The sequence below is a fragment of the Mesorhizobium sp. U510 genome, assembly GCF_059180695.1.
Genome location: NZ_CP180532.1, coordinates 1,124,739 through 1,137,598 on the forward strand (window position 1 = coordinate 1,124,739; position 12,860 = coordinate 1,137,598).

Annotated in this window: 17 protein-coding genes; 9 read left to right on the forward strand and 8 right to left on the reverse strand. The window is 63.0% G+C overall.

Annotated elements, in window-relative coordinates; all coding sequences use genetic code 11:
- Positions 1 to 34: 34 nt before the first annotated feature.
- Positions 35 to 511, reverse strand: a complete 477-nt coding sequence (locus tag ACLGL5_RS07480; protein ID WP_019862445.1) for an Lrp/AsnC family transcriptional regulator — start codon at positions 509 to 511, stop codon at positions 35 to 37.
- A 139-nt stretch (positions 512 to 650) separates the two neighbouring features.
- Between ACLGL5_RS07480 and phhA the strand changes: the two genes are divergently transcribed.
- Positions 651 to 1,487: a phenylalanine 4-monooxygenase gene (gene phhA, locus ACLGL5_RS07485; RefSeq protein ID WP_069090681.1), complete on the forward strand. Its 837-nt coding sequence runs from the start codon at positions 651 to 653 to the stop codon at positions 1,485 to 1,487.
- Between the two features lie 66 nt (positions 1,488 to 1,553).
- Here the strand turns inward: phhA and ACLGL5_RS07490 are convergent, their stop codons facing one another.
- Positions 1,554 to 1,958 carry a VOC family protein gene (locus ACLGL5_RS07490; RefSeq protein WP_038651191.1) on the reverse strand — a complete coding sequence of 135 codons (405 nt, stop codon included), beginning with the start codon at positions 1,956 to 1,958 and terminating at the stop codon, positions 1,554 to 1,556.
- Between the two features lie 102 nt (positions 1,959 to 2,060).
- Here ACLGL5_RS07490 and ACLGL5_RS07495 point away from each other — a divergent pair, with 102 nt between their 5' ends.
- Positions 2,061 to 2,693 carry a TetR/AcrR family transcriptional regulator gene (locus ACLGL5_RS07495; RefSeq protein ID WP_069090682.1) on the forward strand — a complete coding sequence of 211 codons (633 nt, stop codon included), beginning with the start codon at positions 2,061 to 2,063 and terminating at the stop codon, positions 2,691 to 2,693.
- Positions 2,694 to 2,743: 50 nt separating this feature from the next.
- Here ACLGL5_RS07495 and ACLGL5_RS07500 read toward each other — a convergent pair whose 3' ends face one another.
- Entirely contained in the window at positions 2,744 to 3,241 is a 498-nt protein-coding gene (locus tag ACLGL5_RS07500; RefSeq protein ID WP_069090683.1) for a MarR family winged helix-turn-helix transcriptional regulator, read from the reverse strand.
- 95 nt (positions 3,242 to 3,336) lie between these two features.
- On the opposite strand from ACLGL5_RS07500, the gene ACLGL5_RS07505 reads away from it, so the two are divergent.
- A complete protein-coding gene (locus ACLGL5_RS07505) occupies positions 3,337 to 3,504 on the forward strand; it encodes a hypothetical protein (RefSeq protein WP_171903235.1) in 168 nt (55 codons plus the stop codon).
- Positions 3,505 to 3,506: 2 nt separating this feature from the next.
- On the forward strand, positions 3,507 to 4,718 hold the full coding sequence (locus ACLGL5_RS07510; protein WP_069093236.1) for an FAD-dependent oxidoreductase: 1,212 nt from the start codon (positions 3,507 to 3,509) through the stop codon (positions 4,716 to 4,718).
- Positions 4,719 to 4,761: 43 nt separating this feature from the next.
- Here the strand turns inward: ACLGL5_RS07510 and ACLGL5_RS07515 are convergent, their stop codons facing one another.
- From ACLGL5_RS07515 to ACLGL5_RS07525, 3 genes are all read right to left on the reverse strand, one after another.
- Positions 4,762 to 6,201, reverse strand: coding sequence for a GMC oxidoreductase (locus ACLGL5_RS07515; RefSeq protein WP_069090684.1), 1,440 nt, complete (start codon positions 6,199 to 6,201; stop codon positions 4,762 to 4,764).
- A complete protein-coding gene (locus ACLGL5_RS07520) occupies positions 6,198 to 6,395 on the reverse strand; it encodes a hypothetical protein (protein WP_027047606.1) in 198 nt (65 codons plus the stop codon). The genes ACLGL5_RS07515 and ACLGL5_RS07520 overlap by 4 nt, the downstream gene beginning before the upstream one ends.
- A 184-nt stretch (positions 6,396 to 6,579) precedes the next feature.
- Positions 6,580 to 7,341, reverse strand: a complete 762-nt coding sequence (locus tag ACLGL5_RS07525) for a GGDEF domain-containing protein (RefSeq protein WP_019862455.1) — start codon at positions 7,339 to 7,341, stop codon at positions 6,580 to 6,582.
- Positions 7,342 to 7,503: 162 nt separating this feature from the next.
- On the opposite strand from ACLGL5_RS07525, the gene ACLGL5_RS07530 reads away from it, so the two are divergent.
- On the forward strand, positions 7,504 to 8,232 hold the full coding sequence (locus tag ACLGL5_RS07530) for a pyrimidine 5'-nucleotidase (protein WP_069090685.1): 729 nt from the start codon (positions 7,504 to 7,506) through the stop codon (positions 8,230 to 8,232).
- Between the two features lie 48 nt (positions 8,233 to 8,280).
- Here the strand turns inward: ACLGL5_RS07530 and ACLGL5_RS07535 are convergent, their stop codons facing one another.
- Complete coding sequence (locus ACLGL5_RS07535) at positions 8,281 to 9,126, reverse strand: LOG family protein (protein ID WP_081296171.1); 846 nt, start codon at positions 9,124 to 9,126, stop codon at positions 8,281 to 8,283.
- A gap of 225 nt (positions 9,127 to 9,351) precedes the next feature.
- On the opposite strand from ACLGL5_RS07535, the gene dapD reads away from it, so the two are divergent.
- From dapD to ACLGL5_RS07555, 4 genes are all read left to right on the forward strand, one after another.
- The gene (gene dapD / locus ACLGL5_RS07540; protein WP_069090686.1) at positions 9,352 to 10,206 is read left to right on the forward strand and encodes a 2,3,4,5-tetrahydropyridine-2,6-dicarboxylate N-succinyltransferase; all 855 of its coding nucleotides are present in this window, start codon (positions 9,352 to 9,354) and stop codon (positions 10,204 to 10,206) included.
- 72 nt (positions 10,207 to 10,278) lie between these two features.
- Positions 10,279 to 10,632 carry a DUF805 domain-containing protein gene (locus ACLGL5_RS07545; RefSeq protein WP_019862459.1) on the forward strand — a complete coding sequence of 118 codons (354 nt, stop codon included), beginning with the start codon at positions 10,279 to 10,281 and terminating at the stop codon, positions 10,630 to 10,632.
- Positions 10,625 to 11,002 (forward strand): DUF805 domain-containing protein, encoded by a 378-nt coding sequence (locus ACLGL5_RS07550; protein ID WP_019862461.1) that lies wholly within the window; start codon positions 10,625 to 10,627, stop codon positions 11,000 to 11,002. The genes ACLGL5_RS07545 and ACLGL5_RS07550 overlap by 8 nt, the downstream gene beginning before the upstream one ends.
- 127 nt (positions 11,003 to 11,129) lie before the next feature.
- On the forward strand, positions 11,130 to 11,903 hold the full coding sequence (locus tag ACLGL5_RS07555; protein WP_019862464.1) for a hypothetical protein: 774 nt from the start codon (positions 11,130 to 11,132) through the stop codon (positions 11,901 to 11,903).
- Here the strand turns inward: ACLGL5_RS07555 and ACLGL5_RS07560 are convergent.
- Positions 11,806 to 12,858 carry a 2-dehydropantoate 2-reductase gene (locus ACLGL5_RS07560; RefSeq protein ID WP_083246909.1) on the reverse strand — a complete coding sequence of 351 codons (1,053 nt, stop codon included), beginning with the start codon at positions 12,856 to 12,858 and terminating at the stop codon, positions 11,806 to 11,808. The two genes, ACLGL5_RS07555 and ACLGL5_RS07560, sit on opposite strands and share 98 nt — an antisense overlap.
- Between the last annotated feature and the right edge of the window lie 2 nt (positions 12,859 to 12,860).

Genomic DNA, 12,860 nt, shown 5'->3' on the forward strand with positions numbered 1-12,860 from the left:
GTGCAGCTTTTCCGCAGGAGCGCTGGAGATGGCGCTACTTCCTGAGATGCGCGAGCGGCACGTGGCCGGGTCCCTTGATGTTTTGCAGCACCAGCTGTGTGTGGACGTCGCGCACGCCGTCGAGCCGCATCAGCCGGTGCATGACGAAGGCGTTCAGCTCGTCGACCGAAGGCACCATCACATGCAGCAGGAAGTCGTGGTCGCCGGTCATCGTCCAGCACGAAGACACCTCGTCCATGCGCTGCACCGCGGCAATGAACTTTTCCGGCGAGCCGTCGCTGTGGCTGACTAGGCGCACCTGAATGAACACCTCGACTGTCAGGCCGACCGCGCGGCGGCTGATCACCGCGGCAAAACCCTTGATGACGCCTGCATCCTGCAGCGCCTCGAAGCGCCGCGCGCATGGCGTCGTCGACAGGCCGATCTCTTGCGCCAGTTCAGAGACGGGCTTGCGCCCGTCGCGTTGCAGCACATCGAGCATCTTGATCTCGAAATCATCGAATTGAGGCATTTTCACTCCTCTGATGCGCATTGTGAGTGAATGTTATCCCGAACATCGCTGATGAGCCATCATCAAAACCGAATTGCCTCACCAAATCCGGTTACGCTACGGACACGTCTGCAATTGCCGATTTGCGAGGAGAAAAACCATGACGACGATGAGTGTTGCCGAATATGCCCGCGATTGCGCGGCGCAGGGGTTGCGCGGCGACTATTCGGTCTGCCGTGCCGATTTCACCGTGGCCCAGGGTTATGACTACAGCGACGAGGAACAGGCGGTGTGGCGCACTCTGTGCGATCGCCAGACGAAGCTGACGCGCAAGCTCGCCCATCATTCCTATCTCGACGGTGTTGAAAAACTTGGCCTGCTCAACCGCATTCCCGATTTCGAGGACGTCAGCGCCAAGCTGCGCAAGCTGACCGGCTGGGAGATCGTCGCCGTGCCGGGTCTTATTCCCGCCGCCCCCTTCTTCGACCATCTCGCCAACCGCCGCTTCCCGGTCACCAACTGGCTGCGCACCAGGCAGGAACTCGACTACATCGTCGAGCCGGACATGTTCCATGATTTCTTCGGCCACGTGCCGGTGCTGTCGCAGCCGGTCTTCGCCGACTTCATGCAGATGTACGGCAAGAAGGCCGGCGACATCATCGCGCTCGGCGGCGACGAGATGATCACCCGGCTCTACTGGTACACGGCCGAATACGGCCTGATGCAGGAGGCCGGCCAGCCGCTGAAGGCTTTTGGCGCCGGCCTGATGTCGTCCTTTACCGAACTGCAATTCGCCGTCGAGGGCAAGGACGCCCACCATGTGCCTTTCGACTTGGAAATGGTGATGCGCACCGGCTACGAGATCGACAAGTTCCAGCGCGCCTATTTCGTGCTGCCGTCCTTCGACGCCTTGCGCGATGCCTTCCAGACCGCCGATTTCGAGGCGATTGTCGCGCGCCACAAGGACCAGAAGGCGCTCGACCCGGCGACGGTCTAAAACACAAAGCGCGTCGCATGAATCCGTTTCAACGCGACGCGCTTTGGACGCTTTGATCCCGCTGGGCTATTGCATGGCGGCGGGGTTCATCCACAGGAATTCCCAGACGTTGCCGTCGGGGTCTTCGATGTGGCGGTTGAACATGAAGCCGAGGTCCTGCGCGGGGTTGGGATCGGCGCGGCCACCGGCCGCCACGCCCTTCTCGATCGTGGCATTGACCTCGTCCTTGCTGCCGGCGGTGAGCGCGATCAGCATCTGGCTGTCGCGCCTGGCGTCGCCGATCTGGCGCGTCGTGAACTGGCCGTAGTGCTGGTGCGTCAGCAGCATCACCCCGATCGAGTCGGAGAACATGATCGAGCTGGCCTGGTCGTTCGAGAACTGCGGATTGAGCGTGCCGCCGATCGCGAGATAGAAGTTGGTCGCCGCCTGCAGATCGCGCACCGGCAGATTTATGAATATCATCTTGGTCATCGGTCTAAGCCTTGCCTTCGTTGACAGGTACTAGTCAGTCCAGTACCGTTTCATGGCTACCATGCGGGAACGGTACCGTCTAGTACTGGTCAGGAGAGCGCCTTGAAAATCGACGGTGAGACCAGATCGGAACGCAAGGATCGCGAGATCATCCAGGCGGCCACGGCGGCGTTCATCAGCAAGGGTTATGACGGGACCAGCATGGAGGAAATCGCTACCAAAGCGGGGGCCTCCAAGCAGACCGTCTACAAGCATTTCACCGACAAGGAGACGCTGTTCGGCGAAGTCGTTCTGTCAACCGCTGGCCAGGTCAACGATATTATCGAGTCCGTGACGACGCTGCTTTCCGAGGCGAAATTCATGGAAGGCGGCCTGCAGCAGCTTGCCCGACGTCTGATAGCGGTTCTCATGGACGAAGAGTTGTTGAAGCTGCGGCGCTTGATCATCGCCAACGCGGATCGAATGCCGCAGCTTGGCCGCGCTTGGTACGAAAAAGGTTTTGAGCGCATGCTTGCCTCGACGGCGTCCTGCTTTCAAAAGCTCACCGATCGAGGACTGATACAGACCAGCGATCCCTATCTGGCAGCCAGCCATCTTTTTGGAATGCTTCTTTGGATCCCCATGAATGAAGCCATGTTCACGGGAAGCAACCGGCGCTCCAAAGCCGAACTGGAACGGCACGCGGATGCCTCGGTGGAGGCATTTCTGGCCGTCTATGGGGTCCAGCCGAAATAGTCGCGTTCCCCGCCGACACTGCGGTAACGCCGCGAACAAAAAATGCGCCCCTATCGCCCTGAGGTGTCCGACCCCTCGGCTTTCAGCCGCGCAAGCTGGGCGCGCTGCAGGTCGAGCGCGGCGTTGACGAACCGTGATATGGTCGCGAGTTCGGCGTCGCTGAAGGTGGCGATCACCTTCTCTCCCTCCTTGGCGATGGCGCCGTAATAGCGCGCCGACAGGTCCCGCGTCGCCTCGGTCGCTTCGATCACCACCTTGCGCCTGTCCTCAAGGCTGCGCGTGCGCGTCAGCAGCCCGCGTGCCTCGAGCCGGTCGATCAGCGCCGTCACGGCGGCCGGCGTCAGCCCGGTCGCGGTCGCGATCGCGCCGGCCGATTGCGGGCCGCCATGGAGCAGTCCGATGCAATGGCGCTCGGCCATGTTCAGCCCGAGCCTCGCCCCCACCGCCTCGTCATAGGCCTGCGTCGCGTCCTGCCATTGCATCACGGCAAGGCCGATCGCGGCCGCGATTTCGTCGCGAAACCTGCTTGACGAATTTATTTCGACCATCTAACTATCAATCCGTCTAACATTTAGACTATCGCAGCAATATGCGGCCGTAGCACCGGCAAGGCAAGAGCCGGCCGCCGACAAGGAGTGAAAAAATGAGCTTGATTCAACAACGTACCCCTCTCTCCCACGAGGATGAATTCAAATACGCCAAGCTGGCGATGGAATGGTATGGCTGGGGTTCCCCCATCGGCCTCGGCATCCTGCTCGTGGCGCTGGCCGCCGCGGCGGTGCTGGTGCGCATCGCCATCCACGGCCTATGACCATGGCCGTCACCACCCCCTCGGCATTGCCGGTTGCCATCATTGGCGCCGGTGTTGCCGGGCTGGCCCTTGCCGTCATGCTTCGGCGGCAGGGGCTTGCCGTCCGCCTGTTCGAGGCGCGGTCGCGCGAAGCGTTGAGCGAAGGCGCCTTCCTCACTCTGGCCCCCAACGGCATCAACGCGCTGCGTGCGCTTGGGCTCGCCGAGCGGGTAAGCGCGCTGGGCATTCGCACCCTTGGCTTCGAGATCATGAACGCCGCCGGGCGCCGGCTCATCCATCTTGACGAGCAGCTATCGATGCGCGAGGCCGGCGCCGAAAGCGTCACGTTGCGGCGCTCGGACCTGCTCGGCGCGCTGCTGGATGAGGCGCTGGCGCTTGGCGCCGACATCCGTTTTGGCCATGCGCTCGCCGAAATCGAAGACCAGCCTGATTGTGTGCGCCTTGCCTTCGGCAATGGCGTCACCGTCGATGCCGCCTGGCTCGCGGGCTGCGATGGCGTCTGGTCGCGCGTCCGTCGCGTCTGTTTTCCGGCCTCCCCGGATCCGGTCTATACTGGACTGACCGGCGTCGGCGGCGTGGCGGAACTGCCCTTTGTCGAGTCCACCGACGGCCTGATGCATATGGTGTTCGGCAGGAAAGCCTTCTTCGGCTACATGAAACCGCATGACGGACCGGTGTTGTGGTTCTCGTCCTTCCCGCTGGACGAGGATGCTGCCCTGGCGAGACCCGATCCCTTGCATCTGGCGGCAACCGTTCGCCAGTTGCATGCCGGCGATCCCCGGACGATCCGCCAGATCGTCGACACCGTCACGCAAATCCCGCGCGCCTACCCCGTGTTCGACATGCTGCATCTACCAAAACGGCACACCGGCCGGGTGGTCGTGCTGGGCGATGCCGCGCATGCCGTCGCGCCGCATTCCGGGCAGGGCGCGTCGATGGCCATCGAGGACGCCGTGGTGCTGGCCGCGTGCCTGGATGCGACACCATTGCCGGCGCAGGCCTTCGCCGCCTTTCAGGCGCTGCGTCAGGACCGCGTCGAGCACATCGTCAAGGTCAGCCGGCGGATCGGCGCGCAAAAACAGGTGAAAGGCCGCGTCGCTCTGTTCCTGCGTGACCTCATGTTGCCGTTCTTCGTCCGCTTGGGCGCACGCACGAACCGCGCCATGACGCGTTACCGTGCCGACCTGACGCCGCTCGAAAAACCGTCGGTCTGACTGGATTTCCGCGCCGGTCGCGGGCGCGGAAGACCCCAGCCGTTTAGACAGCGACCACCTTGCTCAGATGATCGCCCAGCCGGCAGGCCAGCGCGGTGATCGTCGTCGTCGGGTTGGCTTGACCGGATGTGCAGAACACCGAGGAGCCGCCGACATAGAGGTTCTCCATGCCGTGCACCTTGCAGTTGGCGTCCACAACACTTCTGGTGATGTCGGTGCCCATGCGCGTGCCGCCCATATGATGGTGGCCAGCGGTCTCCTCGTCGGTCGGATAATCCTCGCCATTGGCAATCCAGTCCATGAGACGGACGCGCCCGAGATCCTTTTCGATGAGCGTCGTGCCGAACAGCTTCAGGCCTTCGACAAGCGTGCGGCGCTCGAGCTCCGATTTCTTCCAGTTCAGCGCGATGCGCGGCACGCCGGCATGGTCGACATCGGTCTTGGACAGCTCGATCTGGTTGGAGGCCAGCGGCGCCTGTTCCCAGGCGACGTAGAGCTGGGCCGCGCAGCGCAGGTTCTGGCTGAGCTGATAGGCAACCCATTCGGCCATGTCGGGCGCCGTGCAGGCGAGATCCGCAATCACATGCTTGACGCCGGCATAGGGCGTCTCGATCAGCCTGATGCCGAAATTCATGATCCGCAGGCGCTCCATCGCGGCAAGCGTCGGCGAGAAGAAGGCCTCGTTGACGGCATCGACCTCGAACTCGCCATAGTCGGCCAGGATGGCATTGCCGCCCTCGAAGGTCGGGTGCTCCATCCAGTAGCGGCCAAGTGCCGTGGCGTTCGGGACGACGCCGCCGTTGGAGCGCTGGTTCGACCACAGAAGCAGCCGCGAATTCTCCAGCCCGCCGGTGCAAACGATGAAATAGTCGGCGCTGAAGGCGCCGGCCTCCTGGCCGTTGGACCATAGCTTGGCGCTGGTCACGCGTTTGCCGTCGCCGGCAAGCTCGGTGGCATAGGTGCTGAGCACCACGGCGATGTTGCGGCTCTTGTCCAGTTCGTCGGCGAATTTCTCGGCGAAGCGCACCGCCGGGCTCTTGATCAGCTGCACCCAGCGAATGTCGTCCGAGATCGGCACATCGGGCCGGAAATCGGGAAGTTCGAGGATATCGTGCACCTCGGGCAGATAGGGCTCGATATCGGCGCGGCGGATCGGCCAGCCTGTGTCGGGTGCCCAGGCCTTCGGCTCGAAATCCTGCTTGTCGAGCACGCGGCACCAGCCGGCCCAATGGTTGGAGCTGCCGCCCATATATCGCAGCCGGGTGATGTCGAGGTCGAAATAGAAATCGCCGACCGTGGTGCCGCGGTAGAAATCCTGCGACTCGTCGCTGAACTCCCGCGAGCCGGCCTCCAGCACCACGACCGGGATGCCGGCGGCGCCCAGCTTGCGGGCAATGGTGGTGCCGGCCGGACCCGAACCGAGGATGCAGACCTTGGGTTTGAAGTTGGCGGCGCGATACGCCTCATAGCTGTCGAAGATCATGCCAGGTCGCTCCGCTTCAGGATCCAGCCATTGACCTCGACGATCTCATTCGGGTCGTCCGGTGATGGATCGGACCTTGAAGGACCGGCACGGGCCGCGTCGGCTTCAGGCAGCTTGCGGAACAAGGACAGGGCAGGCAGGGCGATCAGCGCCTGCACGAGCGTGCGGCGCGACATTTTTTTGAAGAAACTCATGCCAGGTCTCTCGGATAGGGCCTCGATGCGCGCATGACAATCCCCGAACGGCACACGCATCGTCACAGAGGCCAGTATCGTGCCAAGCCCGGCCCCAAGGCGTGAAAAGGCGGGCAAGCGGTACAACCGAATGCAAACAGGGTTAGAAATTCCTTAACGGGCGAGGTGTGCCGGACCGGCCGGCTCACGCGGCCGCGGAAATGTCCGTATCGAGAATCGTCAGGTTGCGGCCGCCATGCTTGGCCTGGTAGAGGCGCCGGTCCGCGGCGCGCATCAGCTCCGATACGTTGACGTCCTCGCCGCACACGGTGCCGCCGATGCTGACGGTCAGTGGAATGGTGCGTTCGTCCACCGGCCGGAAGCGGATCAGCTCGACCTCGCGGCGAATGCGCTCGGCGACACGCTTGGCTTCCTGCTCGGTGGCGCCGACCAGAAAGGCGCCGAATTCCTCGCCGCCGATGCGGCCAAGCACGTCGCCGCTGCGCACGCCGCGCTCGATGGCGCTGGCGATCAGCAGCAGCGCGTCGTCCCCGGTCAGGTGGCCGAAACTGTCATTGATCTTCTTGAAATGATCGGCGTCGATGATCAGCAGCGCGCCGCGGTCGGACTTGCGCCGCGAACCGTCGAGCGCGGCGAAGAAACTTTCCCGGTTGAGCATGCCGGTCATGTCGTCGCGGCTAGCCTTCTCCGACAGGCGGCGGTGCGCGGCTGCAAGCTGGGCGTGCGCCCGGGCCAGTTCGCGGTGCGCGTTTTTCAGCCGGTCGCTCTGCCAGAAGGTGCTGGCGCAGGCCACCCATGCAAGCACCAGCGGACAGAGCGTCGAACTCAGCCAGATCGTTCGGTTGACCGGGAATCCCAGGGCCGGAACGATGATCAGCGTCAGAAGAAGCGAGGCGGCGACGGAGGCGAAAGCGATAGCGGCGGATTTCAGAATGATGCTGTTCATCGCGGGCTCCCCACAGGACTGTCTCTGTGCCAGCAAGCCCTGAAGGCCACCTTTCCCGGTTGCATAAAATTTGAATCGTGCGGCCATTTCTGCCACTAAAAGCGCGTGGAAGTTGTGGATAAAGTCTCTTTCAGTATCCGCGTTTCATGCCATAAGGAGCGCATGACCACGCAGCCTGATCCCGCCCGCTTCGCCCATGTCACCGACTGGGTGTTCGACCTCGACAACACGCTCTATCCGCATCATTCGAATCTGTTCTCGCAGATCGACGTCAAGATGACCGCCTATGTCGGGGAACTGCTGTCGCTGCCGCGCGAGGAGGCGCGCAAGCTGCAGAAGGAGCTTTATCGCGAATATGGCACGACGCTGAACGGGCTGATGACACGCCATGGCATCGATCCCGATGATTTCCTCGAGAAGGTGCATGACATCGACTATTCTTGGCTGGTGCCCGACCCTGTCCTGGGCACCGCCATCCGCCAGCTCCCCGGCCGTAAGTTCATCTTCACCAATGGCGACCGCCGGCACGCCGAGCGCACCGCGCGCCAGCTCGGCATCCTCGACCATTTCGACGACATTTTCGATATCGTCGCCGCCGGCCTCAATCCCAAGCCCGCGCGCCAGACCTACGAGAAGTTCGCCGAGCTACATGCCGTTACCGGCCACAATGCGGTGATGTTCGAGGACCTCGCCCGCAACCTGGAGGTGCCGAAGGCACTGGGCATGACCACCGTGCTCGTCGTGCCGCGCAATTTCGAGCCGACCTTCGCCGAGATCTGGGAACGCGACCCCGCGCAGGAAGACGACGTCGATTTCGTCACCGACGATCTGGCGGGGTTTCTGACCGCGATAGTTGCGGGAGAACAGGCAGTAGGCAGTAGGGAAAATTGATCTGGATGCAGCGACTGCAAACGCCTTATTCTCCTACTGCCTACTGCCTTACTCCCCCAACTTGTAGAACCGGCTGACAATCCCCCAGGCTTCGTCGGCGGTGTCGACGAAATCGATGATGTCTTGGTCGCCGGGGCTGATCGTGCCTTGCTCGGCGAGGAAGTCGAGATTGATCGCGCGTTTCCAGAACGATTTACCGAACAGGATCACCGGCACGCGCTCCATGCGTCCGGTCTGGATCAGCGTCAGCGTCTCGAAGAACTCGTCCATCGTGCCGAAGCCGCCGGGAAACACGGCCACCGCCTTGGCGCGCATGACGAAATGCATCTTGCGGATAGCGAAATAGTGGAAGTTGAAACACAGCTCCGGCGTCACATAGGCGTTCGGCGCCTGTTCATGCGGCAGCACGATGTTGAGCCCGATCGACGGTGCGCCGACATCGTCGGCGCCGCGGTTTCCCGCTTCCATCACGCCGGGGCCGCCGCCGGTCACCACGACATATTCGCGGTAATACGAGGCGGCCGATTGCTGCGAGCACAGGCGAGCGAATTTGCGCGCCTCCTCGTAATATTTGCTGTTTTCCTCGAGATTCTTCTTCTGCGTCTCGTTCTTGGCCGCCCAGGCCTCGCCGCCGGGTTCCGGCAGGCGCGCGCCGCCAAACAGGATCACCGTCGATCGGATGCCGCGCTCGGCCAGGATCATTTCCGGCTTCAAGAGTTCGAGCTGCAGACGCACCGCGCGCAATTCGCGCCGCGTCATGAAGTCGGGATCGTTCCAGGCAAGCCGGTAGGTCTCGGCCCGCGTCTGCGGCGTGTCCGGCACGCTTTTCGACCGCTCCAGATCCTCGTCCGAATGCGGCAGCGGCGTCCACCCCGCCTTTTCCATAGGTGTCATCAAATTACCCGTCCAAATTTCCTTGACTGCGCCGTCCCATGACGCAGGTGCGATTGACCCTCACTGAGCCTTAACATAAGCAGGTCGCGCAAACGTGTCCGGCGGTTTTGCGACAAGAACCTGCTACATGCAAAGACCCAGGCAGGCGAAGCATGCCTGCGGTCCACGCGACTTCAAAACAGGTTAAGGCGCAGCCCCTTAACAGCTTGGTAATGGAGCGAATTCATGTCGAAGCCCGATCTGGCGAGCCTCGAAAAGACCATCGAGAAGGCCTTCGACGAACGCGATACGATTTCGACCGCGACCCGCGGCGAGACGCGCGACGCCATCCAGTCGGCCCTCGACCTGCTCGACCGCGGCACGGCGCGCGTCGCCGAGCGCCAGGCCGACGGCAAGTGGCACGTCAACCAGTGGCTGAAGAAGGCCGTGCTGCTCTCCTTCCGGCTCAACCCGATGGAGATCATCAAGGGTGGCCCGGGCCAGGCCGTCTGGTGGGACAAGGTGCCGTCCAAGTTCGATGGCTGGAGCGCCGTCGATTTCGAGAAGGCAGGCTTCCGCGCCGTCCCGTCGTCGATCGTGCGCCGTTCCGCCTATGTCGCTCCGGGCGCCGTGCTGATGCCATCCTTCGTCAATGTCGGCGCCTATGTCGATACGGGGACCATGGTCGACACCTGGGCCTCCGTCGGCTCCTGCGCCCAGATCGGCAAGAACGTACATTTGTCGGGTGGCGTCGGCATCGGCGGCGTGCTGGAGCCGATGCAGGCCGGCCCCACCATCATCGAGGACAATTGCTTCATCGGCGCGCGTTCAGAAGTCGTCGAGGGCTGCATCGTGCGCGAAGGCTCGGTGCTCGGCATGGGCGTCTTCATCGGCCAGTCGACCAAGATCGTCGACCGCGCCACCGGTGAAATCTTCTACGGCGAAGTGCCGCCCAATTCGGTGGTCGTCGCCGGCTCGCTGCCGGGCAAGCCTTTTCCGAACAACGAGCCCGGCCCCGGCCTCTACTGCGCCGTCATCGTCAAGCGCGTCGACGCCAAGACCCGGTCCAAGACCTCGATCAACGAATTGCTGCGCGATTGATCTTTCCGCAAAGCGGGCGCACCTTCCGCCGGCGCGACAATCCGTCGCGCTGGTTCGACATGGAGGGGTGACATGGACTGGAAATATCTGCTCACAAGTTTCGACGGCCGCATCAACCGCGCCAAGTTCTGGGCCTGCGTTGGCATCATTTTCGTTGGCGCGGTCATCGCGATGATCCTCGACAACATTCTGGGCACGACATTCAACCAAATGCCCTACGGCTTTATCTATTTGCTCTATGGGCTGGCCATGCTCTATTCGGTCTTCGCCGTCTACGCCAAGCGCTGGCATGATCGGGGCAAGTCCGGCTGGTGGAGCCTGATCATCCTGGTACCCTTTATCGGCGCGATCTGGTTTCTGGTGGAATGCGGCATTCTCGAAGGCGCCAGGGGTGCCAATCAATACGGACCGGACCCGCTTGCCTGACAGTTCAAATCTCACCTGGCTTTTCTTCAAGATATCGGGCCGCGTCAGCCGCGCGGCCTATTTTCTTGGTGGCCTGCTCGTCGCCATCATCCAGGCCTTCCCGCTCTACCGCTTCACGCTGGTTCCGGAAGGCTCGGCCGAGAGCAATATGTGGTCGTTCATCTTCTTCATCGCCTTCATTGCCTCGCTATGGTCGAACATCGCGCTGGCGGTGAAGCGGCTGCACGACCTCGACAAGCCGGGCATTGCCGCGCTGATTCTGTTCGTACCGGTCGTCTCGATCGTCGCCTTTCTTGTGTTGTGTCTGTTTCCAGGGCAGCCTGGACCCAACCGCTATGGCCGGCGCACCAACGAGCCGGCACAACCCTAGAGCCGGATGATTTCAGGTCGAATCGACCTGAAATCTGAATCCGTCTCTAAATCAAAGAGATAGACCATGATGCCGTCCGAAAACCGCTTCACATTTTTCGGCATCATGCTCTGAGGGCCGATCGGACATGCGCTACCGCACGCTTGATCCGAAACTGATCATCGAGACCGCCGAACGGCTTGAAGAGCGCGTTGCGGAACGGTTTCCCCAGGCCGGGCTGCGCGGCGTCGCCGCCGAACTGGTGTCGCTGTCTCGCGATCTGGCCAAGGCGGCCCAGGCGCTCGAAGCGCCGATCTGGTGGCTGCGCGGGCTCATCATCGCCGCCGTCCTCGCCGGCGCGTTGATCTTCCTGTTCGTCGGCACCATCCTGCCGCTCATCCACATCTCCCAGGCTGACGATGCGGTGCAGTCGGTGCAAGGCATCGAAGCCACGATCAACATGATCATCCTTGCCGTGCTCGGCCTGCTGGCGTTGATTCGCACCGAGGAGCGCATAAAGCGCAAGCGGGTGTTTCGCCAGCTGCACGGTCTGCGCTCGCTGATCCACGTCATCGACATGCATCAACTGACCAAGGATCCGGCGGCTCTTTCGGCCGATTTCAGGCCAACGGCGCATTCCCCGGCCCGCATCACCAATGCCGCTGATCTCGCGCGTTACCTCGACTATTGCTCCGAAATGCTGTCGATCACCGGCAAGATCGCCGCTCTGTTCGCGCAGTCGGTCAATGACGATGTCGTCATCGACGGCGTCAATGACATCGAGAACCTGGCGTCCAACCTGTCGCGCAAGATCTGGCAGAAGATCACGCTGATCGAGAGGCACCCGGCGGCACAACCTGTTCCGGCGCCAGGCCGGGCGAGCCAAGCCGTGCCGCTTCCGCCGCGCGCACCAAAGCGGTAACGCTTTTCAGGAGCGGCGCCGGCGTCCCCGTTCTCTGGGCGAGGCCGAGCACCGCGCCTTGCAGTTCGTCGATCTCCGTCGGCCGGCCGCGCTGCAGATCGTCCCACATCGACGAGCGCGCCTGAGGGTCGATCGCCAGCATGCGCCGCGCCAGCAGTTTGAACAGCCAGTCCGGCAGCCGCAGCACTTTCGGCAGCAGCGCCGGCCGCAGTCCGGCGATACGCGCCGGCGCGATGCCGGAGGCGTTCATCGCCCGCAGCGCCTCGTCGATCTGGCCGGCCAGGATCAGCCGCCAGCGCCGATCGGCGAGTTCGCGCGCCAGCGGCAGGTCGGACAACGCCACCAGCGCGTTGTTGAGGTTCATCAAAAGCTTGCCCCACAGCACAGCCTTCATGTCGCCATGCGTCTCGACCGCCAGCCCTTCAACATCGAGAAGACCGGCGACATCGAGAAGGCCGGCAAGGCCGCCATCCTCTATCATCACCTTGCCCTCGCTGGCGCGGTGGAGGCGCAGCGGCAGCTCGCCGTCAGGCGATTGCACCACATTGAACGGCACCATGCCGGCCAGCACGGTTCGCTGGCCAGACCTGGCGCGCAGCCTGTCGGCGTTGTCGACGCCGTTCTGCAGGCTGATCACCACCGCATCGGGTCGGGCATGGGCCTTGATCAGCGCCGCCATCTCCTGTGTCGCGCCGCTCTTGACGGTCACCAGGATCACATCCGCCTGCGGCAGAGCGACGGCGGGATCGGCGGTGACCCCGAGCGCGTCCGGCTTGACCAGGCGATCGCGGCCTTCAAGGTCGCTGACGCGCAATCCGCCCTGTCGCAGCGCTGCCTCGATGCGCGGCCGGGCCAGCAGGACAACCTGCCGCCCGGCGAGCGCCAGGCAACCGCCGACATAGCAGCCGATGCTGCCGGCGCCTGCGATGACGATCCGTTTTTCCCCGTCTGCCATCT